The sequence below is a fragment of the Arthrobacter sp. FW306-06-A genome (assembly GCF_021870055.1).
Classification (GTDB): domain Bacteria; phylum Actinomycetota; class Actinomycetes; order Actinomycetales; family Micrococcaceae; genus Arthrobacter.
The window spans coordinates 2,236,534-2,263,443 of record NZ_CP084552.1 but is presented as its reverse complement, the minus strand read 5'-3'; the positions used below and the strand labels follow the sequence as shown (position 1 = coordinate 2,263,443).

General features: G+C 63.8%; 24 protein-coding genes and 2 pseudogenes. 9 read left to right on the top strand and 17 right to left on the bottom strand.

What is annotated here, in order from left to right:
* Positions 1–20: 20 nt before the first annotated feature.
* The 4 genes from LFT49_RS10380 to LFT49_RS10365 all read right to left on the bottom strand — a co-directional run bounded on the left by LFT49_RS10380 (position 21) and on the right by LFT49_RS10365 (position 3,331).
* Positions 21–1,025 (bottom strand): DUF808 domain-containing protein, encoded by a 1,005-nt coding sequence (locus LFT49_RS10380; RefSeq protein WP_236802673.1) that lies wholly within the window; start codon positions 1,023–1,025, stop codon positions 21–23.
* Between the two features lie 122 nt (positions 1,026–1,147).
* Positions 1,148–1,594, bottom strand: a complete 447-nt coding sequence (locus tag LFT49_RS10375; RefSeq protein WP_236802671.1) for a VOC family protein — start codon at positions 1,592–1,594, stop codon at positions 1,148–1,150.
* Positions 1,595–1,819: 225 nt separating this feature from the next.
* A complete protein-coding gene (locus LFT49_RS10370) occupies positions 1,820–2,674 on the bottom strand; it encodes a 3-hydroxyacyl-CoA dehydrogenase (protein WP_237430444.1) in 855 nt (284 codons plus the stop codon).
* Positions 2,675–2,698: 24 nt separating this feature from the next.
* On the bottom strand, positions 2,699–3,331 hold the full coding sequence (locus tag LFT49_RS10365) for a TetR/AcrR family transcriptional regulator (protein ID WP_236802666.1): 633 nt from the start codon (positions 3,329–3,331) through the stop codon (positions 2,699–2,701).
* Positions 3,332–3,400: 69 nt separating this feature from the next.
* Between LFT49_RS10365 and LFT49_RS10360 the strand changes: the two genes are divergently transcribed.
* Positions 3,401–5,809 (top strand): alpha/beta fold hydrolase, encoded by a 2,409-nt coding sequence (locus LFT49_RS10360; protein ID WP_237430443.1) that lies wholly within the window; start codon positions 3,401–3,403, stop codon positions 5,807–5,809.
* A gap of 1,233 nt (positions 5,810–7,042) precedes the next feature.
* Positions 7,043–7,951, top strand: a complete 909-nt coding sequence (locus LFT49_RS10355) for a Vgb family protein (protein ID WP_237430442.1) — start codon at positions 7,043–7,045, stop codon at positions 7,949–7,951.
* 122 nt (positions 7,952–8,073) lie between these two features.
* On the opposite strand, the gene LFT49_RS22735 is transcribed toward LFT49_RS10355, so the two are convergent.
* Positions 8,074–8,286, bottom strand: coding sequence for a DUF6278 family protein (locus LFT49_RS22735; protein WP_442863735.1), 213 nt, complete (start codon positions 8,284–8,286; stop codon positions 8,074–8,076).
* A gap of 312 nt (positions 8,287–8,598) precedes the next feature.
* Here LFT49_RS22735 and LFT49_RS10350 point away from each other — a divergent pair, with 312 nt between their 5' ends.
* On the top strand, positions 8,599–9,888 hold the full coding sequence (locus LFT49_RS10350; RefSeq protein ID WP_237429206.1) for an ISL3 family transposase: 1,290 nt from the start codon (positions 8,599–8,601) through the stop codon (positions 9,886–9,888).
* Between the two features lie 602 nt (positions 9,889–10,490).
* Here LFT49_RS10350 and LFT49_RS10345 read toward each other — a convergent pair.
* Together LFT49_RS10345 and mscL are read right to left on the bottom strand one after the other, a co-directional pair.
* Positions 10,491–10,712, bottom strand: coding sequence for a hypothetical protein (locus LFT49_RS10345; protein ID WP_237430441.1), 222 nt, complete (start codon positions 10,710–10,712; stop codon positions 10,491–10,493).
* A gap of 275 nt (positions 10,713–10,987) precedes the next feature.
* On the bottom strand, positions 10,988–11,395 hold the full coding sequence (gene mscL / locus LFT49_RS10340) for a large conductance mechanosensitive channel protein MscL (protein WP_237430440.1): 408 nt from the start codon (positions 11,393–11,395) through the stop codon (positions 10,988–10,990).
* Positions 11,396–11,749: 354 nt separating this feature from the next.
* Here mscL and LFT49_RS10335 point away from each other — a divergent pair, with 354 nt between their 5' ends.
* Entirely contained in the window at positions 11,750–13,039 is a 1,290-nt protein-coding gene (locus LFT49_RS10335) for an ISL3 family transposase (RefSeq protein WP_237428630.1), read from the top strand.
* An 857-nt stretch (positions 13,040–13,896) separates the two neighbouring features.
* Here LFT49_RS10335 and istB (LFT49_RS10330) read toward each other — a convergent pair.
* The 5 genes and pseudogenes from istB (LFT49_RS10330) to istA (LFT49_RS10310) all read right to left on the bottom strand — a co-directional run.
* Entirely contained in the window at positions 13,897–14,712 is an 816-nt protein-coding gene (istB, locus tag LFT49_RS10330) for an IS21-like element helper ATPase IstB (protein ID WP_237430439.1), read from the bottom strand.
* A pseudogene (locus tag LFT49_RS10325) lies at positions 14,709–15,692 on the bottom strand (Mu transposase domain-containing protein); the annotation flags it as partial. The gene istB (LFT49_RS10330) and the pseudogene LFT49_RS10325, both read right to left, overlap by 4 nt.
* 46 nt (positions 15,693–15,738) lie before the next feature.
* Positions 15,739–18,174 (bottom strand): site-specific integrase, encoded by a 2,436-nt coding sequence (locus tag LFT49_RS10320; RefSeq protein ID WP_028264595.1) that lies wholly within the window; start codon positions 18,172–18,174, stop codon positions 15,739–15,741.
* 2 nt (positions 18,175–18,176) lie between these two features.
* Positions 18,177–19,388, bottom strand: a complete 1,212-nt coding sequence (locus LFT49_RS10315; RefSeq protein ID WP_028264596.1) for a tyrosine-type recombinase/integrase — start codon at positions 19,386–19,388, stop codon at positions 18,177–18,179.
* A gap of 71 nt (positions 19,389–19,459) precedes the next feature.
* Positions 19,460–20,125, bottom strand: a pseudogene (gene istA / locus LFT49_RS10310) (IS21 family transposase); the annotation flags it as partial.
* 185 nt (positions 20,126–20,310) lie between these two features.
* Here istA (LFT49_RS10310) and istA (LFT49_RS10305) point away from each other — a divergent pair.
* Positions 20,311–21,840 (top strand): IS21 family transposase, encoded by a 1,530-nt coding sequence (istA, locus tag LFT49_RS10305; RefSeq protein WP_237428196.1) that lies wholly within the window; start codon positions 20,311–20,313, stop codon positions 21,838–21,840.
* Positions 21,837–22,625: an IS21-like element helper ATPase IstB gene (gene istB / locus LFT49_RS10300; RefSeq protein WP_237428195.1), complete on the top strand. Its 789-nt coding sequence runs from the start codon at positions 21,837–21,839 to the stop codon at positions 22,623–22,625. The genes istA (LFT49_RS10305) and istB (LFT49_RS10300) overlap by 4 nt, the downstream gene beginning before the upstream one ends.
* A gap of 247 nt (positions 22,626–22,872) precedes the next feature.
* On the opposite strand, the gene LFT49_RS10295 is transcribed toward istB (LFT49_RS10300), so the two are convergent.
* Positions 22,873–23,217: a hypothetical protein gene (locus LFT49_RS10295; protein ID WP_237430438.1), complete on the bottom strand. Its 345-nt coding sequence runs from the start codon at positions 23,215–23,217 to the stop codon at positions 22,873–22,875.
* Positions 23,218–23,308: 91 nt separating this feature from the next.
* Between LFT49_RS10295 and LFT49_RS10290 the strand changes: the two genes are divergently transcribed.
* From LFT49_RS10290 to LFT49_RS10280, 3 genes are all read left to right on the top strand, one after another.
* Positions 23,309–23,701, top strand: a complete 393-nt coding sequence (locus LFT49_RS10290) for a GNAT family N-acetyltransferase (protein WP_237430437.1) — start codon at positions 23,309–23,311, stop codon at positions 23,699–23,701.
* 110 nt (positions 23,702–23,811) lie between these two features.
* Positions 23,812–24,069 carry a hypothetical protein gene (locus tag LFT49_RS10285; RefSeq protein WP_237430436.1) on the top strand — a complete coding sequence of 86 codons (258 nt, stop codon included), beginning with the start codon at positions 23,812–23,814 and terminating at the stop codon, positions 24,067–24,069.
* 185 nt (positions 24,070–24,254) lie between these two features.
* Positions 24,255–24,584, top strand: coding sequence for an ankyrin repeat domain-containing protein (locus LFT49_RS10280; protein ID WP_237430435.1), 330 nt, complete (start codon positions 24,255–24,257; stop codon positions 24,582–24,584).
* 59 nt (positions 24,585–24,643) lie between these two features.
* On the opposite strand, the gene LFT49_RS10275 is transcribed toward LFT49_RS10280, so the two are convergent.
* The 4 genes from LFT49_RS10275 to LFT49_RS10260 all read right to left on the bottom strand — a co-directional run bounded on the left by LFT49_RS10275 (position 24,644) and on the right by LFT49_RS10260 (position 26,898).
* The gene (locus tag LFT49_RS10275; RefSeq protein ID WP_237430434.1) at positions 24,644–25,330 is read right to left on the bottom strand and encodes a DUF2625 family protein; all 687 of its coding nucleotides are present in this window, start codon (positions 25,328–25,330) and stop codon (positions 24,644–24,646) included.
* 110 nt (positions 25,331–25,440) lie between these two features.
* Positions 25,441–26,073, bottom strand: a complete 633-nt coding sequence (locus LFT49_RS10270) for a hypothetical protein (protein ID WP_237430433.1) — start codon at positions 26,071–26,073, stop codon at positions 25,441–25,443.
* 50 nt (positions 26,074–26,123) lie between these two features.
* A complete protein-coding gene (locus tag LFT49_RS10265; RefSeq protein WP_237430432.1) occupies positions 26,124–26,582 on the bottom strand; it encodes a hypothetical protein in 459 nt (152 codons plus the stop codon).
* A 31-nt stretch (positions 26,583–26,613) separates the two neighbouring features.
* Positions 26,614–26,898, bottom strand: coding sequence for a hypothetical protein (locus LFT49_RS10260; RefSeq protein ID WP_237430431.1), 285 nt, complete (start codon positions 26,896–26,898; stop codon positions 26,614–26,616).
* Between the last annotated feature and the right edge of the window lie 12 nt (positions 26,899–26,910).

The window sequence follows — 26,910 nt, the reverse complement described above, 5'->3', positions numbered from 1 at the left end:
GCCCGCGATGGAACGGAAGACTAATGGCCCGCGGGACCACCGCCGTCGGGCGTTTCTCCTGCCGCGCCGTGCCCGTGATCCTTCGCCTTGCCGAAGGGCAGCACTTTCAGCAGCGGGCCAATGACAGCCATGACCACCAGGCCCCAGGCGAGCCCGATCACCGCTGAGCACAGGGTGTCCACGAGCCAGGCCAGGAAGCCGCCAACAACGGCAACGCCCGCCACCGGGTGCTCGAGTGCGTGGATCAAGTCATAGGGCGCGTGCCAGCCAAGGTCGTGTGCCCCCTGCACCATAATGTGGCCGCCTACCCAGAGCATCGCGATCGTTCCCACGAAGGTAATCGCAGCCAGTACGGCCGGCATGCCCCTTACCAGGAGGTGGCCAAAGCGCTTGGCGCGCGCAGAATCCTTGGCGGCAAGATGGACTCCAATATCGTCCATCTTCACGATCAGCCCGACGGCGCCGTACACAAGCACTGTGATGGCAATCGCCACCAGGACCAGAATGAAAGCCCGGACCCAAATGGATTCCGTCGCCACCTCGTTCATGGAGATGACCATGATTTCGCAGGACAGGATGAAGTCGGTGGTGATAGCGCCCTTGACGACAGTGGCCTCCGCGTCATGCCCGCGTTCCACAGCCGGCGCTTCCTCGGCCTCATGGTGGCCGCCGCGCAGCTTGTGCCAGACCTTCTCCGCGCCCTCATAGCAGAGGTACGTGCCGCCCAGCATCAGGATGAACGGGATGATCCAAGGGATGAAGGCGCTGATCAGCAGGAGCGCCGGGAGAATGATCAGGAGTTTGTTCCGGATGGAGCCCCAGAAGATCTTCTTGATCATGGGCAGCTCGCGCGACGGGTCCGCCCCGGACACGTACTGCGGGGTGACGGCGGCGTCGTCAATTACGACGCCGGCGGCCTTGGTACCAGCCTTGGCGGCACCGGCTGCCACATCGTCTACCGAGGCTGCCGCGATGCGGGCCAGGGCGGCGACGTCGTCCAGCAGGGCGACGAGCCCGCCGCTCACAGGTGGCCTCCGCCTGGCTGGGGACCGGACGGTTTTGCGTGGGTGGGTGCGTGCGTGATGGGCATCTTCGGAGTATATGGCAGCAGGGCGTAGGCCCTCTCACCCGCACGGGGGCGAGGTGCTCAGTTTCCGGTGGACTTCTTGAGTTCCTGGGCGAACATCACAATGATGCCGCTGGGACCACGGACGTAAGTCAGCTTGTAAATGTCTCCGTAGGTTGCGACGCCCCGCAGCGGGTGGCATCCATGCTTCGCGGCGATCTCCAGCGCGGCGTCAATGTCGTCGACCGAGAAGGCAACGCGGTGCATTCCGATTTCGTTCGGCAGTGTGGGGTGTGTGTCGATGGCGGCAGGATGGATGTACTCGAAGAGCTCAAGCTGGCCTCTGCCGTCCGGGGTCTGGAGCACTGCGATTTTTGCGTGGTTGCCGTCAAGGCCCACGGCGGTGTCGGCCCACTCCCCGCTGACGGTGTCACGGCCCAGGACCGTAAGCCCGAGGTCAGTGAAGAACGCGATGGCCTCTTCCAGGTCACGAACCGCGATTCCGACGTTCTCAAGTTTGATGGGCATGTGCCACAGGCTACCAACTCACGAAGTCCTGGTCAGTGGACCGAGTACCTGACAAGGTGATCCATTTGTGCGGCCACAACGTGACCGTCGAGGGAGGCATAAGCCCATCCTTTGCCGGACAACCACTTGCTGCCTGCAGCCGGAGGGCAATGAGTTCTGCCCGCCCTCGCGGTCGGTCCAAGACCTGGAACGGGAAGAACTGCAGCAGCACTAAAGGTCCTCGACTCAGTACTTGTAGAAGCCCTCCCCCGAGGCGACCCCCAGCTTGCCCTGGTCGATGTAGTGCTCCTTCAGGTACTGGGCGAATGCCTGGGAACCGGCATCCGGCGAGGCCGAGGCGATGTTGTACGCCGTGGTGAGGCCGACGACGTCGTAGATCTGGAACGGTCCGCTCGGGGCGCCCGTGGCGATGCGCCAGGTCTTGTCAATGGTGCGCGGGTCGGCCACGCCCTGCAGCAGCAGTCCGGCGGCCGCGTTCAGCAGCGGAACCAGCAGCGAGTTCAGGACGTAGCCGGCCTTCTCCTTCTTGATCTCGATCGGTTCCAGTCCGCTGTTCCGGGCAAAGTCGACGACAGCGGCGTACACCGCCGGGTCCGTCTCCGCGGTGCCCATGACCTCGGCGATGTTCTGCGCCCAGATGTTGTTGGCGTAATGGAGCGCGAGGAAGCGGTCCGGGCGTCCGGTGAAGTCTTTCAGGTCACTGGGCAGCAGGGTGGATGAGTTGGTCGCGAAGATGGCCTTGGCCGGCGCCAGTTCCGCGAGCTTGCGGTAGACGTCGCGTTTGAGTTCCAGCAGTTCGGGAACGGCTTCGATCACGAGGTCCGCGTCGACGACGGCGTCCCCCAGGTCTGCGGTGAGGCGGAGGTTTGCCAGGGCTGCTTCGGTCTTGCCCTCGGAGGCGCCGGCAATCTGTGCCCGGTAGATGCCGGCGAGGCGGGCGAAACGGTCCCGCGCCTTGGCAAGTGCGTCCTCATCGACGTCGTAGGCGGTGACTGCGAAACCGTGGAATGCGGCCTGGAAGGCGATCTGGGAGCCGAGCACCCCTGTGCCGAGCACGGTGAGCGTCTTGATGGAGGGCATTATGGTTTCCTTTCGGCGCCGGCCTTAGCGGCCGCCGGGGTTGTCGGACCCGTAGATACTGCGGATCCAGATGGTTGACAGGATGTCCAGGGCGGCGGTCTCCGCGATGGCAGGACTCTCCCGGTTGAGGGCAGCAGTAATGACCCGTTCGTTCATCAGGTTCAGGCTCACCGCGAGGTCGTGCGCGTCGGTGCCCGCCGGCGCGGCCCCGCGGGCCTGCTCGGCACGGATAACGTCGCTTGAGAAGTCGACCCAGGACTGCATCGACCTGGACCACAGCCCGCGCACCTCGTCGTTTCGGGTGCGCGCCCCGATGGCGGCGGTCGACACACCGCGGTGCGAGACAAACACCTCAACGAACATTCCGATGGAACGGGTCCACGCACCCGCGGGGTCGCTCTCGAAATCGCGCGGCAGGTGCCCCACCCGGTGCTCGACCTCGTTGATAACCCGGTCCAGCAGGGCCAGCAGCACGGCATCTTTCGAGGGGAAGTAGAAGTAAAAAGTGGGGCGCGAAATGCCGGCACCCCGGGCCAGATCCTCGATGGAGACCTCGTCAAAGGCACGGTTTGCCAGGAGGGCCTCGGCGGTGACCAGGATTGCGTCCTGGCGCTCATCGCCCGAAACCCTCGCGCTGCGTCTTCCTCTTTGAGCCATGCGCCCATCCTAGCCCCGGTTCTCAACACGGTGTTGACTATCTCAACATTAAGTCGATAGCTTGGCGGCATGAGCGAGCACGTAGATGTGTTGATTGTCGGCGCCGGGCTGAGCGGTGTGGGTTTCGCCAGCCGGCTGAAGCGCGAGGTACCCGGAAAAACCTTCACCGTAGTGGAGTCGAGGAACGCCGTCGGGGGTACCTGGGACCTGTTCCGGTACCCCGGGATCCGGTCCGACAGCGACATGTACACGCTCGGCTACTCCTTCCGGCCCTGGGCCGGCGCCAACGCGATCGCGGACGGCGAGTCCATCCGCGAGTACATCGAGGCAACGGTCGCCGACGAGGGCCTGGCGCCGCGGATCCGGCTGAACACCAGGGTCATTTCCGCCTCATGGTCAAGCGAAACCGCACTGTGGACCGTGACGGCGGTCCACACGTCCGGGGGCGAGTTCCGGTCCGGCGACACCGACTCCTCCCCCGAGCCACTCACCTTCACCTGCTCGTTCCTGTCCGTCTGTTCCGGCTACTACCGCTATGACGAGGCCTTCACCCCGGCCATCAACGGGGCCGACACCTTTGCCGGAACGATCGTCCACCCGCAGCACTGGCCGGCCGACCTCGACTATGAGGGAAAGCAGGTGGTGGTCATCGGCAGCGGCGCCACGGCCGTGACGCTGGTGCCGTCCATGGCAAAGTCGGCGGCCAAGGTAACGATGCTGCAGCGCTCCCCCACCTACATCGCCCCCGTGCCCGCGCGGGACCACCTGGCCGACCGCCTCCGGGGCAAGCTGCCCGCGCAACTGGCATACGACGTCGTACGCTCCAAGAACATTCTCTTCTCCATGTTCACCTACCAGCTCAGCCGACGGCGGCCCGAGACGATGAAGGCGATCCTGCGCAAGTCGGCAGTAGCCAAACTGCCGGCGGGCTTCCCGGTGGACACGCACCTGGCCCCGTCGTACCAGCCGTGGGACCAGCGGGTCTGCGCGATCCCCAACGGGGACCTGTACCGGGCCATCAGTGCCGGCACTGCCGAGATCGTGACCGACACGATCTCCCGGATCACCCCGGACGGGATTGACCTGGCCTCCGGCACATCGCTGCCCGCCGACGTCATTGTCACGGCCACGGGACTGAACCTGCTGGTGATCGGCGGCATGAAGCTCTCCGTCGACGGCGAGCCTGTGGACGTTGGCAGGACTCTAACCTACAAGGGCATGATGCTGGAGGGGGTCCCGAATTTCGCCCTCACCATCGGCTACACCAACGCGTCCTGGACCCTGAAGGCGGACCTGGTCGCCGGGTACATCTGCAGGCTGATCAAGCATCTGGACCGCCGGAACCTTCAGTGGCTGGTACCCGCGGCACCCGCCGACGTCGCCAACGGCTCGCTGTCCTCGCTGATCGACCTGAAGGCCGGCTACATTTTCCGCGGCGCCGACCAGTTGCCCCGGCAGGGCGCAGGCTCGCCGTGGCGGCTGCACCAGAACTACTTCCGCGACTTCGCCCTGCTCCGGTCCGGCCGGCTGACCGACCACGTCCGGTTCGGCCGGCGGGGGCAGCCGGTGCGGAAAACCGCCCGGCAACCCGCGGCCCCGGCCCGGGATCCCCTCGCGCTGCCGGGGACGGGCCATGTCACCGTCGCGGGGACACGGCTGCGCTACCGGAAGACCGGCAGTGGGGATCCGGTCCTGCTGCTGCACGGCATCGGCCAGAGCCTCGAGGACTGGAACGAACAGCACGATCGGCTCTCGGACCGCCACACGGTCTACAGCGTCGACCTGCCAGGCTTCGCGTACTCCGAACGGCTCCCCGGCACGACCACGCTCGCAAAGCTGGCCGGGATCCTGCCGGCCTTCCTGGACGCCGTCGGGGTTACCGGGCCGCTGCCCGTGATGGGCAACTCGCTCGGCGGTGCCGTGGCCATGAAGCTGGCCGCCGACCATCCGGACCGCGTCTCCGCGCTCGTGCTGGCCAACAGCGCCGGATTCGGCCAGGAAGTGGCACTGGTCCTTCGCCTCCTTGCGGTCCGCCCGCTCGCGGCCCTGCTCCTGCGGCCCGACGAGAAAGCATCACGCCGGACGGTACAGTCGCTCTTCTACGACAAAACGCTGGTCACGGACGACCGCATCGGCCACGCGCTCGCCCTGTCGCAGCGGGAGGCGCACCGCCGGACGCTGGTCGACGTCGCCCGCGACCTGGGAACGATTTCCGGTGTCCGGGCTGAGTGGCGCACCGCTCTGATCGGCGCGCTCGCCAAGTCAGACGTTCCGGCGCTGGTGGTGTGGGGCGACCACGACCACATCCTGCCGTTCAGCCACCTTGAAGCGGCCGCCGCGGCGCTGCCCCGCGCCGAGTCGCACGTCTTCGCCAAGACCGGGCACATGCCGCAGATCGAACGGCCTGACGAGTTCGCGGCGGTAGTCGAGGACTTCCTCACGAGGGTCTCCGCCGACCGTCAAGCGGCCAGCATCTAAGGGCGCTTCTCGTCGTCGGCCTCTCGGCATGCGGGCGCTGCGGTAGCCGGTCTCACCGTCGGCCTCTATACATGCCGGCTGCAGCGGGGGCACCTGCCGTCGCCCGCCGGGCCGGGTCGTGGCGGCCAAACTCTTGGCCGCCTTCTATTGGCCTGTCTCAGCGCTATGCATACATAGCTGTAGCCCGGGCAGCAGCAGGTCCGGCGGCACCTGGGTCATGCCGTAGAGCAGCAGGCCCATCGAGACGACCATGACGCATACGCCGCGAACGTCCATGGACGGCGGGCACGAGTGCCTATTGCATCCCCCATGTCATGGAAGGCACTCCAGCGGTTTCGATGGTCTTCGCCGGGAACCGAGAGATTGCAACACTTGGACAGCAAGTGTCAGGGGCCGCAAGCCGATCCTCAAATGCGTGTGCCTTTTTGTAGTGGTGCGTCTCCCGCCACCTGATGGTCGACGGCCCGTGGTCCGGAGTCTACACGCGGCAGTCAGCTTCGCGTGATCGGCTGGAAGCCGCACCGGGAACAGGTATTCGAGGTGTTCACAACGCGCGGACTGTGCTGTGCGGATCCATATCAGGGGGCTCGACCTCCGGAACCGCTGTGCATCTGGCTCAAAGCCTCATCTACAGGATCAGGATGGAGGGCTTCCCCTCTGCGGTAACGGAGCCCTGCTGGCCTTGCCGGGAGGAAGCGTCCTCTGGGGTCGAGATCAGCGCGCTCGGCCTGAACGCGCTCATCATCTCCCGATGCGTTACCGTCATGCGGATGAAAAAGGTCGCCGCTTATCCCGCGTCTGCCGAATGGACCAACTGACAAGGCGATCTTTCGCCTTCGGGGATAGACCGACGGCAGTATGCTCTTCGAAGGTCTTCGTCTTGCAAGGTTTGGGGGTAGGTGCATGCGGTTCACCGCGGGTATAGCTGTGGCTGTCGCTGGCAGCATCTTGATGATTGGTGCTGCCCCGTCGATGGCATCAGGGGATTTGGTTTATGTTGACCAATTCCCTCTCGGCGTTGTCGTCGACACCGAGGGCACTGCTTACATTGGCGATACCGGAGGAGTTCACGTTCTTCCCAAGGGCGCGAGCACGCCAACCAAGACGCTCATGACAGGTGTCAACCCGAAGGGAATGGCATTGTCTGCGGATGGCACCCTGTTTGTCGAGGGGCCCACCTTCGGGGACCGACCACACGAAGAGCTGACGGTAATACCGAAGGGCGCCTCAGCCGTGGCGCGCACAATTCCCCTCAGTTTCAGCGCCCACCTCATATCCGCCGCTGCCGACGGCACTGTTTTTGTTCCCAACCCAGAACTGGGGACGGTGTCAATCATCCCGCCAGGAGCCGACGCGCCGGCTCAAGAGGTTACCGTCGGCCCGACTCCCAGGGAAGTAGCCGTAGCCCAGGACGGCACCGCCTACGTGACCAACCAGGACGGCGGGACCGTCTCGGTCATCGCCCCGACCGCCGGCACGGTTTCCCGCACCATTGACGTCAGGAAGACACCTGACAGCGCTGGCGCTCCCCACGGGATTGCAGTAGGCCCGGATGGCGCGGTCTACGTCACCAACATCACCTCAAACGACGTCGCGGTGATCAAGCCGGGAGAGTCAGTTGTGTCCTACCGGGTGCCGGTTCCGGGCGGGCCAAAGGAAATCGCTGTCGGCCCGGACAGCGCTGTCTATGTTCTTTCCGAGGCCAGCAGCCTCAACGTCATCGCACCAGGTGAAACGAGTGTCCGCCGCAGCCAGCCGACGGCCCGGAACCCCGGGCATCTCGCCGTCGCTCCCAACGGGTCCGTCCTGGTCACCAACACCGCCGATATGTCCGTGACGGTCTTCCCAGCCCAGGACCTGGGCATCCCCGCGCTGGCGGCTGTCAAGGCCCAAGCTGCTGAGGCTGAGGCAAAAGCAACAGAACCCTCGGCTCAGGCAGACACCACGGGGAACGGCATCATGTCCGACCTTCCCGTCATCGTCGGCACCGTGGCGGCAGCCATCCTCGTAGGGGCCGCCGCGCTGATCCTGGTCGGCAGAAGGCGCAGGCGTTCCGAAGCTGCCCACGATGCAGCCACATTAGAGCCATCGGCAGAGGATCCTGAAAGATCTGCAGTCCCTTCGGATCACACACCAAACTGAGCGTCCGGGTTTCCTTGGTGCGGCCAACGGCCCTTCCGTGTTCGACAAGGATCTTTCACAGGACTCGTGGAGGCCGGTCCTCGGCTGGCAGGGACGCACTGATCCTCACAGACCTGGTAACCTCACGTCCCTTGAGGTTCGTCGCGGCCAATGTGATCGAGTGCGTGATCGTAATTCATCGCCAGGGTCGGCAGCCCCGCATCAAGCCGTCGTTGAGCCACCTGAATAACCGAAACACTTGTGTTCCTGCTTATGCGGACTATTGGTGAGCCCTCTTCGACAACTTCCCAGTGGGCTCCCGGGATGGTGTGAGTGAGAACGTCTCCGTAGAACATGCCAATTGAGTATGTCAACCCGATCCAGGACCACTGAGACGGTCCGAATCAGGACCGGCCTGACCCGGCAACCCCAGCTGATGAGTGACTCGATGGTCGCGGGAACCTGGTCGGAATCGGGATCGGAATCAACGAGACACTTGGCGTCCGGCCGGGCGACGAGCTCGCGGGTATCGAAGACTGCAAATTCCAGGTAAAGGGGCTCTTCGCGGTTGATGGGGAATTGAGTTCGTGTCGTTGAAGACAAAGGGGCCCGTGGCCCTGTTGGGATGAGTGTGTCTAAGCATTCAACCTGGAACAGGACCACGAGCCTTGAACGAGCCTACCGGGGTCGCAGCCGATGCTGCCACCATCCTCTTCAACCTGCCCGACTACCGTGTCATCTCCACGACCATGTCCGCTGGCCGCCGTCAGGTCATCGTCGAAACTGACGCGCTACCGGGCTGCCCGAGCTGTGGGGTCATTGCCTCCCGGCGGAAGGAACGCCGCCTTCAACGGCTCCGCGATATTCCCGTCGCCGGGCCGGTGGACGTGCTCTGGTCCAAGTACCGCTGGTACTGCGAAGAGTCAGCGTGCGACCGGCTCTCGTTCTTCGAATCCACGCCGCAAGTGCCGCGCCGTGCCCGGTCGACGAGCCGGCTGCGGGACCAGCTCGTGGACGCGGTCATTCGCTCCGGCAGGGCTTTCTCGGAGACAGCTGCCGGCTTCGCCGTGTCCTGGTGGATGGTCCGGGCTGCGGTGACCGAGGCCTGCCTGCTGCGGCTGCCCGACGTGGACAAGCTCAGTCCGCGGATGCTGGGCATTGATGAACACCGGTTCCGGTCCGTGCGCTACTTCCAGGACCCGACCACGAAGGCGTGGACACGGTTCGAGCCGTGGATGACAACCATCGTGGATCTGGAGACCGGCCAAGTCCTCGGCGTGGTCGACGGCCGAGACCACAAGGGCGTCGGGGACTGGCTGTTCGCCCGGCCCCTGCAGTGGCGGCTGGCCGTGCAGGTCGTCGCAATCGACCCCTCCGCGGCGTTCCGCAAAGCCTTACGGATGTGGCTTCCCCGCACTGCTGTCGCCGTCGATCACTTCCACCTGATCTCGCTGGCCAACCAGGCAATGACTGAGACCAGGCAGAACCTCTCCCAACAGGTCAAGGGCCGCCGCGGCAGGGCCATCGACAAGGCCTGGGCCCACCGCATGCTCCTGCTGCGCGGCGGTGACACCCTCACGTGTAGGGCCGCCCTCCGACTCGAGGAAGTGTTCGCCCTGGACGATCCAACCGGCACCCTCCAGGCCGTCTGGAAGGTCAAGGAACAACTCCGCGCCCTGTTGCGCACCGGCTCCCTGGAGGACGCCGCGGCGGCCAAGCAGGTACTCGAGGAGCTGGTCAAGGAAGCCGCACGGCCGGAGACGAACAGGCTGTACCGTACAGTCTGCCGGTGGTGGAAGGAGATCGAGGTGCTGATCATTACCGGCGCCACGACAGGCAAGGTCGAGGCGAACAACACCGCAATCAAGAACATCAAACGAACCGCCCGCGGGTACCGCAACGCCGCCAACTACAAATCGGTTATTCTCTTGAGAAGTGCCGTCAGGACGGCGGCATGACGCTCATTCCAGGGATCCATTTCCCCACGAACCGCGAAGAGCCGGTAAAGGTCCGGCTGCAGTTTCGCACGCCGCAGCGTCATGCTGCGCCGGAATCTGCTCTCCTGCCAGTGGCGGCTGACTAACGTCATCGAGGGGAGAAGACGAAAATAAATCAAGATAGCTGGCTCACAACGATCCGATGATGGCTCGTTTCGTTGCAGTTCTCGACACAATTGCTGCGTCCCGAAGCGGTGAGGCTGGCGACGTTGTGCGGAATCTGTGACCGCCCGTGCGCCGTGATGAAACCCGTGTCGACGGCGGTCCTCTGTTGTCTGCCGGCGCGGGCCCGGTTAGTCTGACGAAGGGAAGAGGCCCGGGCAACCAAAGTTTTGGGGGCAGGCCTCACGGCAATCTAGTCGTGCCGATTCCCGCGCTGGCTCCGCTGCCCGAGGACTGGGGGGCCAGCGCCGCCCAGGGCGGCCAATGTTGTTCTGCCCCAGACTGGCAGAACAGAGCCAATGAGATTCGGACGAGTCCCGGCAATCAAGGAAACGAAAAGGTCCGACCGGCTCGGGCCGGTCGGACCTTCTCATGGCGCGTCGGTGGGCGGAAACGGCGGGTTATCCGACTTTGCCCGCCAGTGCCACGAGCACACCGGCTGTGGCGAAGAACTTGTTGCTCCCCAAGTCGCGGATGGTCTTGACACCCATGCCGGCGAGCAGTTCATCGTGCTTTTCCGTCAGCCCGGCAAGGGCCGAGGGCGGTGCGGCCAGAACTTCGTCGAGGGTCGAGTTCTCGTAGGCCTTGTCGAGTGCCTTGCCCAATTCAATAGAAACAGCCATGTACATGTCCTTTCATCGATACGGAACAACAGCACACCCGCCGCGGATCCTGCCAAGCAGGAATGGGGTATGCACGGACGCCGGGATATTTCCCTGCGCCCCTGCCGGATACGCTATCGCAATGTCCTCACCAGTACATCCATATCCGGCAATCAATGTGCACAGACACTGAGCATCTGCATCGATCTGTTCGGACGGCGCTGGGGCGTCGGACATTCAATTTGCTTTACCCCGAAAGAACGGCCAGTTTCTGGTGGCCGGCCTTTCCTCGTTGGCTACTGGCGGCGGTCCTGCTGCAGGGAGTCACGGATTTCCGTGAGCAAAGCAATCTGCGGATCCTCCGCTGCTTCTTCCTTGACATCAGGGTTGATGCCCAAGCGCCGGTTGCGGCGTTCGATCATGTGGTTCATCGGGACAACAATGACGAAGTAGATGGCTGCAGCCACGAGCAGGAAATTGACGATGGCCGTGAGCAGGACACCGAATTTGATGTCGTTGCCATTCAGGGTCACGACGGCGAAACTGTCGAAATTCGGCGATCCGACCAGAGCCGCAATGAACGGCATGAGAACACTTTGGACTAGGGCCGTGACCACGGCGCCGAAAGCGGCACCAATCACGACGGCGACGGCAAGGTCTACGACGTTGCCCTTCAGGATGAAATTCTTGAATCCGGTCAACATGTTCCTTAAGTTACTCCACTATGAAGCCGATTTCGTGACAAGCGGATAAATAACCGGGGGTGGCGAAGATGACAAGCCCGCTGAATATGTCAACGTCATTCAGGACACGACGACGGCCTGATTCAGGGCCACCCCGGACCCACGATCAGATCCCCCAACGACGATGCCCAGCCCCACAATCAAGGTTCTGACATGCTTCGGTAAGTTCAGCCGTTCCCGTTTGCGTGCCGGGTGCCGTTTGCGGGCTCTTCGTGGTTGATGGTGAAACAGGTTCGTGTCTTGAAAGCTGAAGGGCTCGTAGCCCTGCTGTGATGGATGTTCTCTACGCATTCATCAAGTCAGGAGCTACGAGCCTTGATCGAGCCTACTTCGCCGCGCCCCGATGCTGCCACCGCAATTTTCAACCTGCCCGACTACCGCGTCACCGATACTGAGATCCTCGCTTTCGGGCAGCGCCGGATCCAAGTCGTGGCCACCGCCGAGGCCGGCTGCCCATCCTGCGGCGTCATCAGCACCCGCGTTCATTCCCGCCGGCCACAACGCCTGCGTGACATCCCCGTCGCCGGGCCGGTCGAAGTGGTCTGGGCCAAGCGGAGATTCTTCTGCGATGAGTACCTGTGCCCGCGCCAGACATTCACCGAGGAAACAACCCAGGTCCCGCGCCGGGCACGGTCCACCCATCGGCTCCGTGAGGCCCTGGTTGCCGCCGTCATCGGATCCGGCAGGGCAGCCGCCGAGGCCGCCGCTTCTTTCGGAGTCTCATGGTGGCTCGTGCAGCGGGCCCTGGACTCTGCGGCGCTGACGCTGCCCGATGTCGACGCCCTTGCACCGCGGATGCTCGGCATCGATGAACATCGCTACCGGTCCGTGCGGTTCTTCCGCGACCCGGCCACCAAGGCCTGGAAACGCTACGAACCATGGATGACCACCATCGTCGATCTTGACACCGGACAAGTCCTAGGGATCGTTGACGGCCGCGACAGTGAGGGCGTCGGGGACTGGCTTTTCGCCCGTCCGCTCGAATGGCGCCTGGGCGTGCAGGTCGTTGCCATCGACCCATCCGCCGCTTTCCGCAAAGCCCTGCGGATGTGGCTGCCACGCACCGCTGTCTCAGTCGATGCATTTCACCTGGTCAAGCTTGGCAACGACATGCTCACCGAAGTCCGGCAGCGCCTCACGCAGCAGGTTCATGGCCGGCGGGGACGCGCCATCGACCCGGTATGGGCAAATCGGCGACTGCTCCTGCGGGCCGGGGACACACTCTCGGACCGGGCACGGAACAGGCTCAGCACCGTGTTCGACACCGACGACGCCACCGGGAAGTTGCAGGCCGCGTGGCTGGTCAAGGAACAGCTCCGCGCCCTGCTGACCACCGGGTCCCTCGCCCACGCGGCCGCCGCGAAAGACCAGCTTCAGACACTGGTTGTCAAAGCCGCGCAGCCCGAAACCAACCGGCTCTGGCGGACGGTCTGCCGCTGGTGGAAAGAGATCGAAGTGCTCATCGTCACCGGTGCGACAACCGCGAAAGTGGAAGCCAACAACACCGCGATCAAGCACATAAAGAGGACCGGCCGGGGATTCACCAACGCACGCAACTACAAAACGCGTATCCTGTTGCGCAGTGCCGCCAGAACAGCGGCATGAACATCCTTCACGGCAGAACATTCACCACGAACCGTGAAGAGCCCGTTTGCGCCCCTTCATGGACGGCTCACCGAGAAATGGGGCCTACGGAGTGCACGACTCACGGCATAGTATCGCCGCGACTGTCGGGCGTTAGTCCTAGGACTGGCTGTTCGGATGGCTTCTCCGGCGTTTAGAGTCAGACATGACTGAGAAGCGCAGGCGTCTGTATTTGGTTCTTTTGCTTGTCGGCGGGGGTGGGGCCTATTTTCTCTATGAGCTCCTCTCTGGCCAACCTGCAGACCTTGCGGCAATAGGTACTCTCATCTTCGTAGGTGCCGTCAGTCTGATGCTCATTGTCCTAGTGCGTCAGCGGCGCCGGTCATCGCAGCGGCTGGCCCAGCGTGGCCAGATTGAGTGTTACATCCGTCGACCCGATGCGCCCGAGGGAGACCGCTATAGGAAGTGGAATATCGGACTCGTAACGCCAGGCCAGGGAGTGTTCACCTTCCAGCCGGTCGTGGGTCGGACACGCACAGCGCGAGGTGAGCCCTTCGATTTTCGCGTTATCGCGACGACCGGATCCCGCTATCCCGCTACGAAATGGGACAAATTCAACCGATTGGAGTCCAACGCTATCGTTCTGCCGATGAACACTGATGATGGACCCCTTGAGATTGCGGGTCAGACCAAAACGCTCGACAAAATCGAGGCATTCCTAACAGGAAAGGAGTCCCAAGGCCCTCGTACCTAATCAGACCTCAGCAACAACTCTGACGTCCTCTCCAGGTTCCCGAGGGAAGCCGTGGACTAGACCTAGCGACTTATGCCGCGTGAGGCGTCTCCTTTGGGACGCTGAATCGGTGTCACTGAGAGGGCTACGAGGTTTGTTGGGCGATGGTGTGGGCGAGGCGGTAGGAGTCTGTGCCGGTTTCGATGATGGTGCCGTTGAAGGTGAGGCGGTCAACGATTGCGGCGCAAAGGCGCGGGTCACTAAAGGTTTTGGTCCAGCCGGAAAAGGATTCGTTGGAGGCGATGGCAATGGAGTTCTTTTCTTCCCGTTCGGTGAGGACTTGGAAGAGGAGCTCGGCGCCTCGGCGGTCCAGTTGCATATAGCCCAGCTCGTCGATGCACAGTAGGTCGACGCGGCCGTAGCGGGCGATTGTTTTGGCCAGCATTTTCTCATCGGCAGCTTCGACGAGTTCGTTCACAAGCCGGGTGGCGAGGGTGTATTTGACTCGGTAGCCCTTCTCGGCGGCGGCTGTGCCGAGACCGATGAGTAGGTGGGATTTGCCGGTCCCCGAGTCTCCGATGAGGCACAGGGGCGCGCCTTTGCGGATCCAGTCCCCGGTGGCCAGCGTGTGGATGGTCGCTGGGTTGATGTTCGTGTTCGCGTCGAAATCGAAATCCCCGAGCCACTTATCCCGAGGAAAGTTTGCAGCTTTGACGCGGCGGATCGAGGAGCGCCGGTCCCTATCGTCGCATTCGGCCAGCAGCAGCTCGGCCAGGAACCCCTGGTAGGACAGTTGTTCTTTCCCGGCGACGCTTAGTGCTTCGTCTAGGACCCCACGGATGGTTGGCAGGCGCAGGCGGCGGCAGGCTTGGTCCACGGCTGCGACCGCGGCCTGTTCGGTCAGACCGCGTCGTCGGCGCAGGACCGGAGTGACGTTTGTAGCAGGGGTTGTGGGGCTCATGAGATGTTCTCCTTCGAAGCGGTTTCCGCAGGGTGTTCGGCGCGCTTGGCCAGCAGCTCGTCATAGGCGCGGACTGAGGGCAGGGGCCGGCTATCAGAAGGCAGCCCCGCGATGACGGCCGCCGGGTCCATGAGTCGACGCTGCGTCAGGCTGACAACGCGTTGCACTTCCGCTTGAGCGTGGTCACCGCGATGACGGTTTGACCTGGGCCCACCCTCAGCGGCGGAAGTCATTGCGTGTCTGCGGGCTTCGACCGCGACGACATCGGCGCTGACCGCACCCACTCGCAGCGCGGCGGTGATTCCTGCTTCGATGTCTGCTCCATCCATGGAACGGTGGAGCAGCAGGACATCGATCAGCTCACGAGTCCCTTCGGCGTCGCCGTTGACCCGACGCGAGGCAGCCCAGAAAGCCTCATGGGCGCTGGTGAAAGAACCTGATGCCCGAGCCCGTGCCAAAGCCGTGGAACCAGGCAAAGCGCCGGGTTTGGCCTTGAGGACCTCCAAGTAATGGTCGAGCTGGACCGACTGGCCGCCCTTGGCGACAATTCTCTGATGCCGGGCCGCCACCGCACGGCCGTCGAACACCACAAGCTCCGACGCCCGCAAGGACACCCGGACCCTTCGGCCGATGAACCGTGCCGGTACGGAATACTTCACCATCCGCACCGTAATCATTGAGGACCTGTCCACTCTCGGGTTCAGCACAAGACCGGGGTCGAACTCTTCGGCCGGCAGCGGCGCCAGGAACGGACGCTCGGCGGCGAAGTCATGGCCGATGGTGCGGATCCTGCCATCAATCCGCCGCTGATCGTCCTGGACCTCGCGGTCCCGGATCCGGTCGTTGAGCTCCTCAAGGGACTTCACGACAGGCATCGGGGTAAGGCGGTTGCGGCGGAACCAGCCCACCTCGCCCTCGACCCCGCCCTTCTCGTGAGCCCCGGCAATACCTGGCTGGCAATAAAAAGGATCAAAACCGTATTCTCTGAACTCGCTCGAAAGGGATGGCTGGCGCTGTCGGTGATGATCAAATTTTCTTGGCGGAGGGCAACCCGAGAGAGACAGTCGGTTGGCCCGTCCGGCGCCGTTGAGCCTGGGCGAGTTTGTCTTCGGCTCCTGCGAGACTGACTTGCAGGCCTTCGATCTCGCCGATCCATCCTTCCCGTTCAGCCTCGGCGATGCGGGCAAGGAGGTTGTCGCGGATCTCGAGGAGCCGGCCATGCTGGGCAGGGTCGGGCCAAAGCATCGGGCAGCGGATGCAGGCGTGCTCGTGGATGCAAGGTGTTCCGAACGCTCGTCCGCAGGTCCCGGCCGCGACTTTGCGTTTCTCGAAGTGCCCGAGGAACTCTTTCCATTCTTCTTCGGTGGGGGTGCGGTATTCCTCGCTGGGCCGTAGCGACCGTCTGCGGGCGAGGAATGCCAGGTGGGCGTCGATGGCCTCGGTGGGGTAGACGGCCTTGTAGCCCATGGTGACGTTGATGTCTCGGTGGCCGGCAATGATCTGCGCGATGTGTGGCGGCAGCCCACTGAGGACGGCTTCGGTGATGAACAGCCTTCTAAAGTCGTGCGGTGTGAAGTGCAGCGGTTCTCCCGTGACGGGATTGACCAGGCCGGAATGTTCCAAGGCTGCGGTGAGCAGTTTGCGGATCAGTCCCGCGCTCATCGCGCGGTGCTCGCCCACGACGCGGCGCTGGAAAAGGAGAGGCGCCGCTGGTCTCCAGACTCGCTCGTGGTCGTCGTATGCTTCGACCAGCGGAATGGCTCCGGTCTTCGGGTTCTGGACGCGGCGGATGATCAGGCTGAGGACGTCGGCTAGTTCGGGACTGACCACCAGCAGCCGCTCGGTATCGGTCTTTGACGGCGCGATCTGCAGCAAGGGAACGATTTCTCCGGTGGTGGGCAGCCGGTATTGGATCAGACTGTGGTGGGACAGTTCGGTGAGTTCCTCGACGCGGATCCCGGTAGCCCGAAGGGTCTCGACGGCGGCGAAAGCCCAGAACGCGTGTTCTTCCTCGCGACCCAAATCGCGCCGCTGACCGGTGTCGGGTTCGACTGCCCAGATCTTCACGGCAGCCGCTCGGGATGGAGCCACTCGCATCAGGTTTTGACCGGCCGCGGTGAACGTCGCTCCCGGGGCCGTCCGGGTTGCTGATTCGAACAGTTCGGCGGCTTCCTTCCGGCGCCGGTTCACGCTCTCGACCAGGACTGGCAGGACCGGTAGGCGTTCTCGCGTGCGGGCGTCCATGCGGGACTTCAGGTGGCGCTTGGCCTTCCGGCGGTCGATCTCCTCCCTTCCGATCGGGCAAGGGGCGACCCAGTGCGCCCAGCGGGCCGGGTCCTCGACGGCCCACTGAGCCAGGTCGAGGTAGAGCGCCCGGACAGGAGTCAGGCATTCGCGGTAACTGACCCGCTCGACTTCGGCATCACGTTTACGGCCATCGGAGTCGGTGACGGAACGGGTGATGGTGCGCAGTCTCCGCTTCCAGGCCGCGGCGACGCCGGCGGGGAGGTCGAGGCTGTCAATGCCCGGGTGATGGCGTTCCAGATCGGCCCAGAACAGCCCCGCCAAGTGGTAGGTGATCGAGGTCAGACTACTGTAGTCGAGGCTTGCCTGGCGTTCCTTGAGGTAAGCGATCAAGAGACCGCGGATGTGGTCGGAAGAGAGTTGGTACTGGTCGATCATCTGTTCGGGGGTTTTCTGTCCGGCGACGCGCAAGTGGCGCAACGTGGCTGGCGCGTCGGGTCCGAAGGAGCCCATCTCGTGCAGCAGCCGGTAGAACAGGCCGGTCGAGCCGATAGTGGTGCCGCGCGTGGAGGCTTCGGCGTCCAATACTTCCACGACATCACCGGGGGTGATGTCGCTGATCGTCCCGCCCATGGCCGAGACCAGCGCGGCGGCGCGGTATAGGTTGCGGGTCAGTGCAGTCTGGGAGACGTTCGGGTCGGCGGTGCATTTGGCCCGGAGTTCGGCGAATCCGGCAGGGTCGCGCATGGCCGCCATAGTCCGGGCCAAGGACCCGGACCCGAATGCCGCGATGCAGAGCCAGGAGAGTGAGGGGCGGATCAGGTCGGCGCCGAATACGATGTGGAGCGAGCGGAGGAACTGTTCGTCATTCCATTGGCTCTCCCTGCCTAGGTTTCGCAGCCAGGCCAGGGGAATCTGCCGCCAGGGCCGACCTGCTGCTTCAACGCCGGTCGCCGACCATCGTTCCTGCCACGTCGCGCCCGGATGCTCGTCAAGCCAGTCCAGAACCCATTGACTGCCCTGACGGGGGATCTTGATGTGATCGCTCGCCTCTACATGTCGCGATCTCATGCGGGTCAACGCTGCGTCCCGGTCCAGCATCGTTGCAGCCCAGCGCGTGGCGGTCGGCCGGGCCCGAAGTGATTCGCTCAGCAGTGGTGCGGTGACCTGCTGGGTACTGCGGTGAGCTTTGGGATCGTCAACGACCAGGACAGTCATAGTCATGACCTTCCGAACAGGATTTGCAGGGTCTCGGGCGCATAGCCCGGTGCCGGCGCTGGAACTGCCCGGCGCTCGGCTTGGCGGGTCTGTTGCTCGTGGTGCTCCAAGACCCGCCGGATTACTTCCTGCTTGCGCGGAGTGAGGTAGATCTGCGTGGTCGTCAGCAGCGCGTGCCCGAGCACGAACTGGACATCGGTCAATGGCAGATTCGGGTCTTCGGCCATCCGGTAGGCCGCCGTATGCCGCAGCCCGTGGAGCGTCGCATCGCTCCCTGCCGCACGGACCGCCCGCTCGAACATTCGGTGCGCCGCATGGTAAGTCAGGGGACGATAGGGCTCCCGGAGCGTCCACCAGATCGGCATCGATCGCCCTTTCGGCAGGCGTCCTTGCATCTCGAGCTCATAGAGCCGGAGCCAAACGAACGCGTCAGTTGAAGCCGGCAGCTCCTGACTCGCCCCCGAGCCTTTCCGGATCACTGTGATCACCTGCCGGCCCGGATCAACACCGCTGCGCAGGGCCGACAACAGCTCCGAGGCCCTGGCCCCGGTGGAGACATAGAAGGCAACCAGCGCACGATCCCGATGTGAGGGCAGGCGCGCAAAGATCTCGTTGAATTTCGCGTCAGGAATGCTGCGCGGGATCCTCGAGGCAAGTCGCGGCCGGAACAGGCCGCTGCGTTCGTTTCGGTGGGGCTCCATTGGATTGTGATGGGCATGCGCACGACCCCCGCGCCGTGGACGCTCCAACGGGAACGGGTTGAGCAGTGGCCCGGTTCCTGTGTCGAGGTGGAAGTCGTAGAACCGGCGCAGCACCGTCTCGGTGTGTGCCCGGACCGCGGGCGAATACGGGACCGGCTTCGCCCGGCGCTTCACTGATTCGCCGGGCCTGCGCCAATGCGATCGTTGCGGCTTGCCCGATACCAGCATCCAGCGGGCGAAGTCACGGGCCTCGACCCGGCTCGCCCGGTTCCAGGCGACGTCGATCTCCCAGAGGAAGCGGAACCACCGCAGCAGGTCCATCCCGTAGGAACGCAGCGTCGAGGCCGATCTGCCTGCCGCCTGCAACTCGTCGAAGAACGCCGATACCGCCGCGATCGGTGCGCCTCCGGCATCAACTAGCCGACACGGCCGACACAGGTCCCCTGTGCTTTCAACCGCCCCTACCAGCGGCACCGACAGTCGAGCCAGGTCTCTGTCCACGTCTTCGCTCATCACAAGACAGACCGTAGTCAGCGAACCAGAATCTAGGCGTCAACCAGCACAAACGCGTGTCGTAGTTCAGTAAACGGGTAGAACGAGCGGAACAACACCCACCGATCGTTCTCCACACGGTTCCGGCCCTGCCCGAACACCACAGTCCTGACGGCACTGGTGAGGTTGTCATAGCGGATGTGTTTGACCGGCACGCCGCCGATCTCGTTGAACGCCTCGACGTGGCCTTCCAGAAATGCTTCCTGCGCCTGAGTGGGGTAAATCCGGTGGATCGCCTTGCCGGAATGGGAGAGACGGAAGATGAACATATGGCACTTCGTCTTCACCCCGTCCAACACGATCCAGACCTCGCCGAAGTCCACTTCGGCCTCCGCGCCCGGGGCATGTTCTTGAGGAACAAACACCTCAACCCTGCGGCCGGCCTCCACATCGATCTGCGCCCGGCGGACCCGGACATAGTCTCGCACCGTCGAATACGACAGCTCGTCCGCATCATGCTCCTCGATGAGCCGGGCAAGAATCCTACGGGCCGTATGGCGTTGCTTCCGCGGAGCCGTCGTGTCCTCAACCAGCATGGCGTCAATGGCCGGTCTAAAGGGATCAAGCCGAGGCGAGGATCTCACCGGAGTCTTCCGTGCTGGAGGGACGGGATCCGACAATGCCTGCCGGACCGTGTCCCTACCCACTTGATACCGCTTTGCCAGACCGCGGATCGATAAGCCCTTGTTAGCGGCCATGAAAAACTGCCCATAGGCGGCCACGAAAGTGCCCGCTGGCGGCCAGCAGAACTGCCCGCCGGTGGCCATGAGATCTGCCCACTTCCTTACTTGTTCCTGCCGCGTCTTTAAGCGGTGGGGGCCTCTCCCTGCGGTTTGATGACGGTGTCTAAGCGCACCAAAAGCGAACCAGGAAGAGGCCCTGTATGAAGTCTGACGGAGAAATCATGGAAATTCTTGCTGCCTACGATCTGACCGGATCGTTGCGCGCCACCGCGGAGCTCACGGGCTGCTCGCACCACACCGTTGCTAAACACGTCACCGCCCGTGACGCGGGCCGGCCGATCGGGGAACCCGCGGCCCGCGGCCGGGTCACCGACGCGTTCCTGCCCAAGATCGAGGAATGGATCGAAGCCTCCAAGGGCCGGATCCGGGCCGACAAGGCCCACGAAAAGCTCCTCGCTCTGGGCTACACCGGTTCGGAACGGTCTACCCGCCGGGCGATCGCGCAGGTCAAAGCCGCGTGGCGGCTGGGCCACACCCGCGTCCACCGGCCGTGGATCACAGAACCGGGGATGTGGTTGCAGTACGACTTCGGCGACGGGCCCCGGATCGGCGGGGTGAAGACCATCCTTTTCGTGGCCTGGCTGGCGTTCTCACGCTTCCGCATCGTGATCCCGCTCAGGGACAGGACCGCGCCGAGCGTGTTCGCGGCCCTGGACCGGTGCTTCCGGATCCTCGGAGGGGCGCCGACCTATGTCCTCACGGACAACGAGAAGACCGTCACCACCGCCCACGTCGCCGGGGTCCCGGTGCGCAACCAGCAGACCCTGGACTTCGCCCGGCACTACGGGGTGACCGTGCTGACCTGCCAACCGGCGGACCCGGCCACCAAAGGCGGAGTCGAAGCGTCCGTGAAACTCGCCAAGGCCGACCTCGTGCCCAAAGACACCAACCTCCGCGATGACTACCGCACCTTCGCCGAGCTCGAGGCCGCCTGCACGGCGTTCATGGACGAGGTCAATCACCGTGAGCACCGGACGACGCGGCGGAAACCCGCGGCCATGCTCGCCGAGGAAGCCCCGCGGCTGCACCGGATCCCGGACACCGCCCACACGGTCGCGTTCGGCCTGGCCCGCGGCGTTCCGGAGAACACCCCAATGGTCACCTTCGAAAACGCCCAGTACTCCGTCCCGGCCCACCTGCTCGGAGCCCGGGTGTTCGTCCGCACCCACGGCACCGGGCCCGGCGAGCAGGTCATCATCGTCCACCACGGCACGACCGGGCCCGTCGAAGTCGCCCGCCACGAACGGGCACGGCCCGGCAGCCCCGCCATCAACGACGAACACTTCCCCGGAACCCGGGCGAAGCTCCCCGGCGACTACGAGGTGAGGGCCCGCAGCGCGGACGAGGCCGCGTTCCTGGCCATCGGCGAAGGCGCCAGAACCTGGCTCGTCGAGGCCGCCGCGGCCGGGACCGCAAGGATGAACGTGAAAATGGCCGAAGCCGTTACGCTGGCCAAAATCGCCGGCACTGATCAGGTCGACCGGGCCCTGGGCGACGCCGCCCTGCACGGCCGGTTCGCGCACCCGGACCTCGCCTCGATCTTGAACGCCAACATCCGCCGCACTACCACCCACGCCGCCAACGAAGCCACCTCCCTCACCCAAGGAACAGGGGCGTGGGCCGCGATCGGCAACCCCGCAACCATCACCACGCCGGAGGAGGCCCGATGAGCCCCGTCACCACGACCAATACCGTGGCTCCGCCGCTACCGGCGGACCTGGAGGCCCTGATGCGGTCCCTGAAAATGCCCCACGCCCGGGCGCTGGCCCCGGACCTGATCGCGACCGCCCGCGCCCAGCGGTGGGAACCGGCCGAGGTCATCAAGGCCCTCTTCACGGAGGAAGCCGCCGGCCGGGCCCGGTCCATGCTCGCTTCCCGCCGCAAAGCAGCCGGGTTCCCGACCGGGAAGACCTTCGAGGCGTGGGACCCTGCAGCGTCCTCCATCCCGGGCCCGACCCAGCAGGCACTGCGGACCCTGGAATGGATCACCCGCAGGGAAAACTTGGTCGTCTGCGGGCCCTCGGGGACGGGGAAGACGTTCTTCCTCGAAGCCCTCGGCCAGCAGGCCGTCGAAGCCGGAATGCGGGTCGCTTGGTTCAGGCTCGAGGACCTCGGCGTCCTCATCCGCGCCCACCGAACCGATGACAGCGTCACCCGGGCCGTTGCCCGGATCCTGCGCGCCGAGCTCGTGGTCATCGATGATATTGGTCTGTTGCCCGTGGCCACGGACGCCGCCGAAGGCCTCTACCGGGTCGTGGACGCAGCCTACGAAAAACGCTCCGTCGCGATCAGCTCCAACCTCCACCCCGCCGGGTTCGATGAGCTCATGCCCAAAACCCTCGCCACCGCCACCGTTGACCGACTGCTGCACCACGCCCACGTCTGCCAGACCAGCGGCGATTCCGTCCGTCTTACCCAGGCCCTCGCCGGAAAAGGAGTGACCCGCTTGAACTGACCAACCCAACGATGGCCGACCCCGCCGAAACGAATCAGTGGGCAGATCTGTTGGCCATAACCGGGCAGTTTTACTGGCCACCAGCGGGCACATCAACTGGCCGCCCATGGGCAGAACGTAATGGCCATTGACAAGCCCTCAATGCGGGCATCTCTGCGAATACAGGCGAACAGCTCCAAGCGCACTCTCATCCGGACCTCCAAGTGTTGCTTTCATCAGATGAAGCAACACTGAGGGTGGTCCTGGTTCAGACCGTCACAAGCAACCGGCGAGTTGTGGGGTGGTCCTGATTCAAACCGTCACACCGGTCCTGAATCAAACTGACATATTCACCAATGGCCGCAGTGAGTCCCGTGAGGTCCTTCTTGGCCTCCGGTCCCTCACTCAAGGCATCAATTACGGCGAGGCCCTCGCGCGAGCGGGGAAGGGCTATTCCTTTCCCGCGGACGTACTTGAGGAGTTCGTCATAGCCTCCAACATTTGTGGGTGGAGGCGACGGTTCATCGGTAGCTGGCTTGTACTCTGCATATCTCCGGGCCATCCCTGGAGGCAGTAATTGAAGCGGCTCTTCGGTTTCGTCCCGGTCAGGCATGCCGCCATGCTACCCGGCTACGGTCCTGGAGCGGCACCGCCGATTAGTAGGGGATCAGCGGGAATTACCTCGCCCCATTGCCGATCGATGAGTGACACCAGCCACGCTTGCAGACATCCTTGAGGAACAGGGAACTGGGCCCGCGCGGGACGCTGCCGGGATCTGGGCCCGGGCTGTTGCTGTGCGGGATCGACTCCCGGAGATTCCCCTGGCCGACGACAAGCTGCCAGGCATTGAAGCAGCGCTTGCCCGGGAAGGCTCAATGCTGCTGATGGCGCGAAGCCGCGGGCGTCCGCTGGCGTTCTCCATCGTCGTACTCCATACAGGCGCCCTGGAGGTTCTCTACTTGGCAGTCGACCCGCCAGCTTGGGGCACGGGCCCGGCTCGCCAACTCCTTGATCACCTGCGACATCACTCGATCCCGGCCCAGACACCTATGGAGCTCTGGGTTATCGCTGACAACATGAGGGCCATCAGTACCTGAGTGCCGGCTGGATTGCGACGCCAGAGGTCAAGATCCGCAACTCGGCCGGCCGGCCGGAACGCCGCTACACGCTGTCCCCAGAGCCTTTCCACAGCAGTCTGGAGCCGGAGATGAGTACTGATTTCCAAGCAACAGGACCGAATGTTGTCTCATCTGATGAAGGCGAGCTTCGCATCGCCCGCGTCGGTCTTTCCGTTAGCTTTCGCGGCCAGCAATATGACATGGATTCAGAGACGCTGGATCCGCCCATGAGTATCGTCGTCTACTTCCAGCGCAGCTTGCCGGCGAAGGCCGACGATACAGAGCAGATCCGTCAATTCGTTTTAGACGCGCTCAAGTTCCGAGGATTCAGAGTCGAATCGGCGTAGCCAACCCGATGCACGCTTTGTGACCCCTGCGATGTGGGTCGGAAATCGCCGTCCGACAAGACCTCGTCCGATAAGCCGTCGGTTATGGTGCAGTGTCTCTATAATCCTAGGAATCGAGGTATCCGTGGATCCCGCCGGTCGGTCCCCCCCTCCACTACGCAGCACTCACTGATGACGCGGATGAGGTGCGGCGGCTGACAGCCGAGGGTGTGTTCGTCGATGCACCCGACAGCCAGCGATTTACGCCGCTTCATCTTGCGGCTCAGGAACACGCCCTGGCCGCTGCTACCGCGCTGCTTGACCTCGGCGCGCAGGTAGACGCAGCCAACGGTTTCGGCAATACGCCCCTGTTCGTTGCCGTGTTCAACTCCCACGGGCGCCCCGAGATGATCGACCTGCTGCGTTCGTGCGGCGCGGATCCCCTGCATCCGAATGCGACCGGGCAGACTCCGGCAGGACTGGCCAGACTGATCGGCAACTACGACGTCGCGCAGTACTTCGAAGATGTCGGTTGATCCACCGTAGCTAAAATTTGCGAATTGAGGTTTCTCACCGAGCGAGCGGGGCTAGCCCTTCAGTCTGATTCTGCGCTGAGGCTGTTCGCCAAGTGTTCATTCAGGTAGAGCAGTTCCCGGAAGGGAACGGCTTTTCTGGTTGCCGTTGCAATGTTGCGGCCCTCTTCTGTGAAGAGGAACGGGTAGACGCTGATGCCTTCATCGATGGACAGGGCTGCCACCTCGTCTTCCCATCCCGGCCAGCGCAGTTCCCGGTAGAACTCCTTAGTTCCGCCATGCAGCAGCCACTCGACGAACGCCGTGTGACCCGCCCCGAGGGGAGTCCACTCCAGTGTGTCCGGACCCCAATAGCAGACTTCCCCGGGCTGAGCAGGAAGATCATCGTGGTTGATCGCGAAGACTCCGCCCAGGACGTCGAAAGCGGAGACGAGATGACCTGGGGGTGCTGCGCGACGGTCTGGGTCATCTAGAGCGTTGGCTGTGGCGATGTCCTCGATACCTTTGACGCCGGCGCCGAGAATGCGTACCCATCCATGGTCGACGACGAGAGCCGCGCAGTTCGAAGCAATTGCTCCAAGCGTCGACGCGGCTGTCACCTGAAGGCGGAAGAGCACGTCCCTTTTGCCGGCGTCGTCCGCTGATAACACTTGGAAGTCGACACCCGTGTTAGCCAAGAGCGCCTCCAGCCCCGGCCAGGCGGGAGTGTCGACGCCAAGAAGCTCATCCGCGGACCATATTGGAGTCATGCTCAGATGCTGCCATAGATAGCGTGCCAGTTTGCCGCGGTTGCAGGAAATGACTCCACGCGCCCGCTTAGAGGACCGGATTGCGGGAGTGAGCCCAGCGACGACACCCGTTACTTCGCGAGCCGCTTCAGTCGCTCAAGGTCCCGGTGTTCGGCGTGAACGACGCCAACTGTTTCATGCCGCGGGAACACGGGCCCTCGATCAGCAAGGTCGAGGGCCCGGCGCGCTGCTTCTACCGCCGTTTCCCGGTCTCCGGTTGCTTCTGCAAGATCAATCACAGCCAGGTTCCACCGGAAATGCGCATCCCGAAACGGAAGATGCACCACTTCCGGCCATCGGGTCAGCAGTTCTGCGGCTTCTGCAGGGTCCTGCTCGTCACCCCGTCGAATGAGGAGTTCGGCCAGCTTGATGTGCAGCGTCGCGGTTGTACTCTTCAGGCTGGGATTGTCAGCGAGCAAACGGCGGTAATAGGTTTCTGCAAGCATCGGGTCTTCTTCAACGTATGAGTCCCCCAGGTGCTCCAACGCGGTGAAGCCCTCCATCCTGGAGAACTCTCCGTCGTCCGCGAGCACGCGCAACCACAGGTCCCTGGCCCCGCCGATCCCGCCGGCGTCGCTCAATGCCAGTCCCTTGATACGCAGATACTGAACGCGGTTGTAACCACGGGACCGCGCGAGGCGGGCCTCAAAGTCCGCACGATCCGCTTCGCCCCACGCCGGAGACCGAAACCATTCATCTGCCATGCGGACGATTGTTCCAGAGGAGCTATCGACTTACTTGGTGTCCGTCTGAGTCAGCTGTCCCTGCCCACCAAGTGCTGTGCGAAGTGGAGAAGACCCGTGGCTGTTTGTTCACGGTCCTGCGGCATTTCGTCCCAGACGTCCAGAAGGTACAGGAGCTCGTTTAGCTGGCTTGGTTGTCCCAGCGGGAACCAAGCCACCTGGTACATGAGCCTCGACCCGGCGAGAACGTCGATCCGCTGCTCGGCAGTCTCCTCGGCCCAGTAGCGGAGGAGGAATTTGGCTGCTTCCTCTTCGTTTTCGTGCCGGATGCCGAGCTCGTCCCGAGCGTCGCTCCACAGATCAGCCGCGTCGGCCCTATCTCCTATCGGAAGTCCTGCCACTTCGCGAAGCGATGGACTGTCGTAGCCCAGGACGAGAAGCTCCGTGGCGAAGTCAGGCAGCTCGTGGGGCGGGATCAGTCCTGTCTGCTCGCTAAGAAAGATTGCTCGTGCCCTCCGGTAACTGTCCACGCTGGAAATATATCCCGGCGAGACGGCGCGACTACCCGCGCTTCTCCAGCCGACGATGATCGACTGCCTGGGCTACGGGAGTCAGTGCCGCCCAAAGTTCCGCCTCGGTGGCCTGGAGGGCCGGCGGGAGGTTCTTTTGCGGGAGGCGGCGGCTCCTGGCGCACGGACGCAAGGCTCCTTCGAGGTATTCCACGGCCGCCAGCATCAGCGCAGGAGTCGTGCCTCTGGGGCCGTAAGGCCACACCGCAAGCACTTCGCCGGATTCATGCAGCTCGCCGGCCCTGATCGCAATGTCCGCTGCCTGCTCCGCGCTCAAGTCGGCAGCTTG

Excerpts from the sequence above, each read along its gene's own strand:
- LFT49_RS10270 (WP_237430433.1), bottom strand. The coding sequence starts at position 26,073 with ATGGCAGATGAATGGTTTCGGTCTCCGGCGTGGGGCGAAGCGGATCGT.
- istB (WP_237430439.1), bottom strand. The coding sequence starts at position 14,712 with ATGAGCCCCACAACCCCTGCTACAAACGTCACTCCGGTCCTGCGCCGA.
- LFT49_RS22735 (WP_442863735.1), bottom strand. The coding sequence starts at position 8,286 with ATGTTCTACGGAGACGTTCTCACTCACACCATCCCGGGAGCCCACTGG.
- mscL (WP_237430440.1), bottom strand. The coding sequence starts at position 11,395 with ATGTTGACCGGATTCAAGAATTTCATCCTGAAGGGCAACGTCGTAGAC.
- LFT49_RS10360 (WP_237430443.1), top strand. The coding sequence starts at position 3,401 with ATGAGCGAGCACGTAGATGTGTTGATTGTCGGCGCCGGGCTGAGCGGT.
- LFT49_RS10295 (WP_237430438.1), bottom strand. The coding sequence starts at position 23,217 with ATGCCTGACCGGGACGAAACCGAAGAGCCGCTTCAATTACTGCCTCCA.
- LFT49_RS10275 (WP_237430434.1), bottom strand. The coding sequence starts at position 25,330 with ATGACTCCAATATGGTCCGCGGATGAGCTTCTTGGCGTCGACACTCCC.
- LFT49_RS10370 (WP_237430444.1), bottom strand. The coding sequence starts at position 2,674 with ATGCCCTCCATCAAGACGCTCACCGTGCTCGGCACAGGGGTGCTCGGC.
- istB (WP_237428195.1), top strand. The coding sequence starts at position 21,837 with ATGAGCCCCGTCACCACGACCAATACCGTGGCTCCGCCGCTACCGGCG.
- LFT49_RS10375 (WP_236802671.1), bottom strand. The coding sequence starts at position 1,594 with ATGCCCATCAAACTTGAGAACGTCGGAATCGCGGTTCGTGACCTGGAA.
- LFT49_RS10365 (WP_236802666.1), bottom strand. The coding sequence starts at position 3,331 with ATGGCTCAAAGAGGAAGACGCAGCGCGAGGGTTTCGGGCGATGAGCGC.
- istA (WP_237428196.1), top strand. The coding sequence starts at position 20,311 with ATGAAGTCTGACGGAGAAATCATGGAAATTCTTGCTGCCTACGATCTG.
- LFT49_RS10320 (WP_028264595.1), bottom strand. The coding sequence starts at position 18,174 with ATGACTGTCCTGGTCGTTGACGATCCCAAAGCTCACCGCAGTACCCAG.
- LFT49_RS10315 (WP_028264596.1), bottom strand. The coding sequence starts at position 19,388 with ATGAGCGAAGACGTGGACAGAGACCTGGCTCGACTGTCGGTGCCGCTG.
- LFT49_RS10285 (WP_237430436.1), top strand. The coding sequence starts at position 23,812 with ATGAGTACTGATTTCCAAGCAACAGGACCGAATGTTGTCTCATCTGAT.
- LFT49_RS10345 (WP_237430441.1), bottom strand. The coding sequence starts at position 10,712 with ATGGCTGTTTCTATTGAATTGGGCAAGGCACTCGACAAGGCCTACGAG.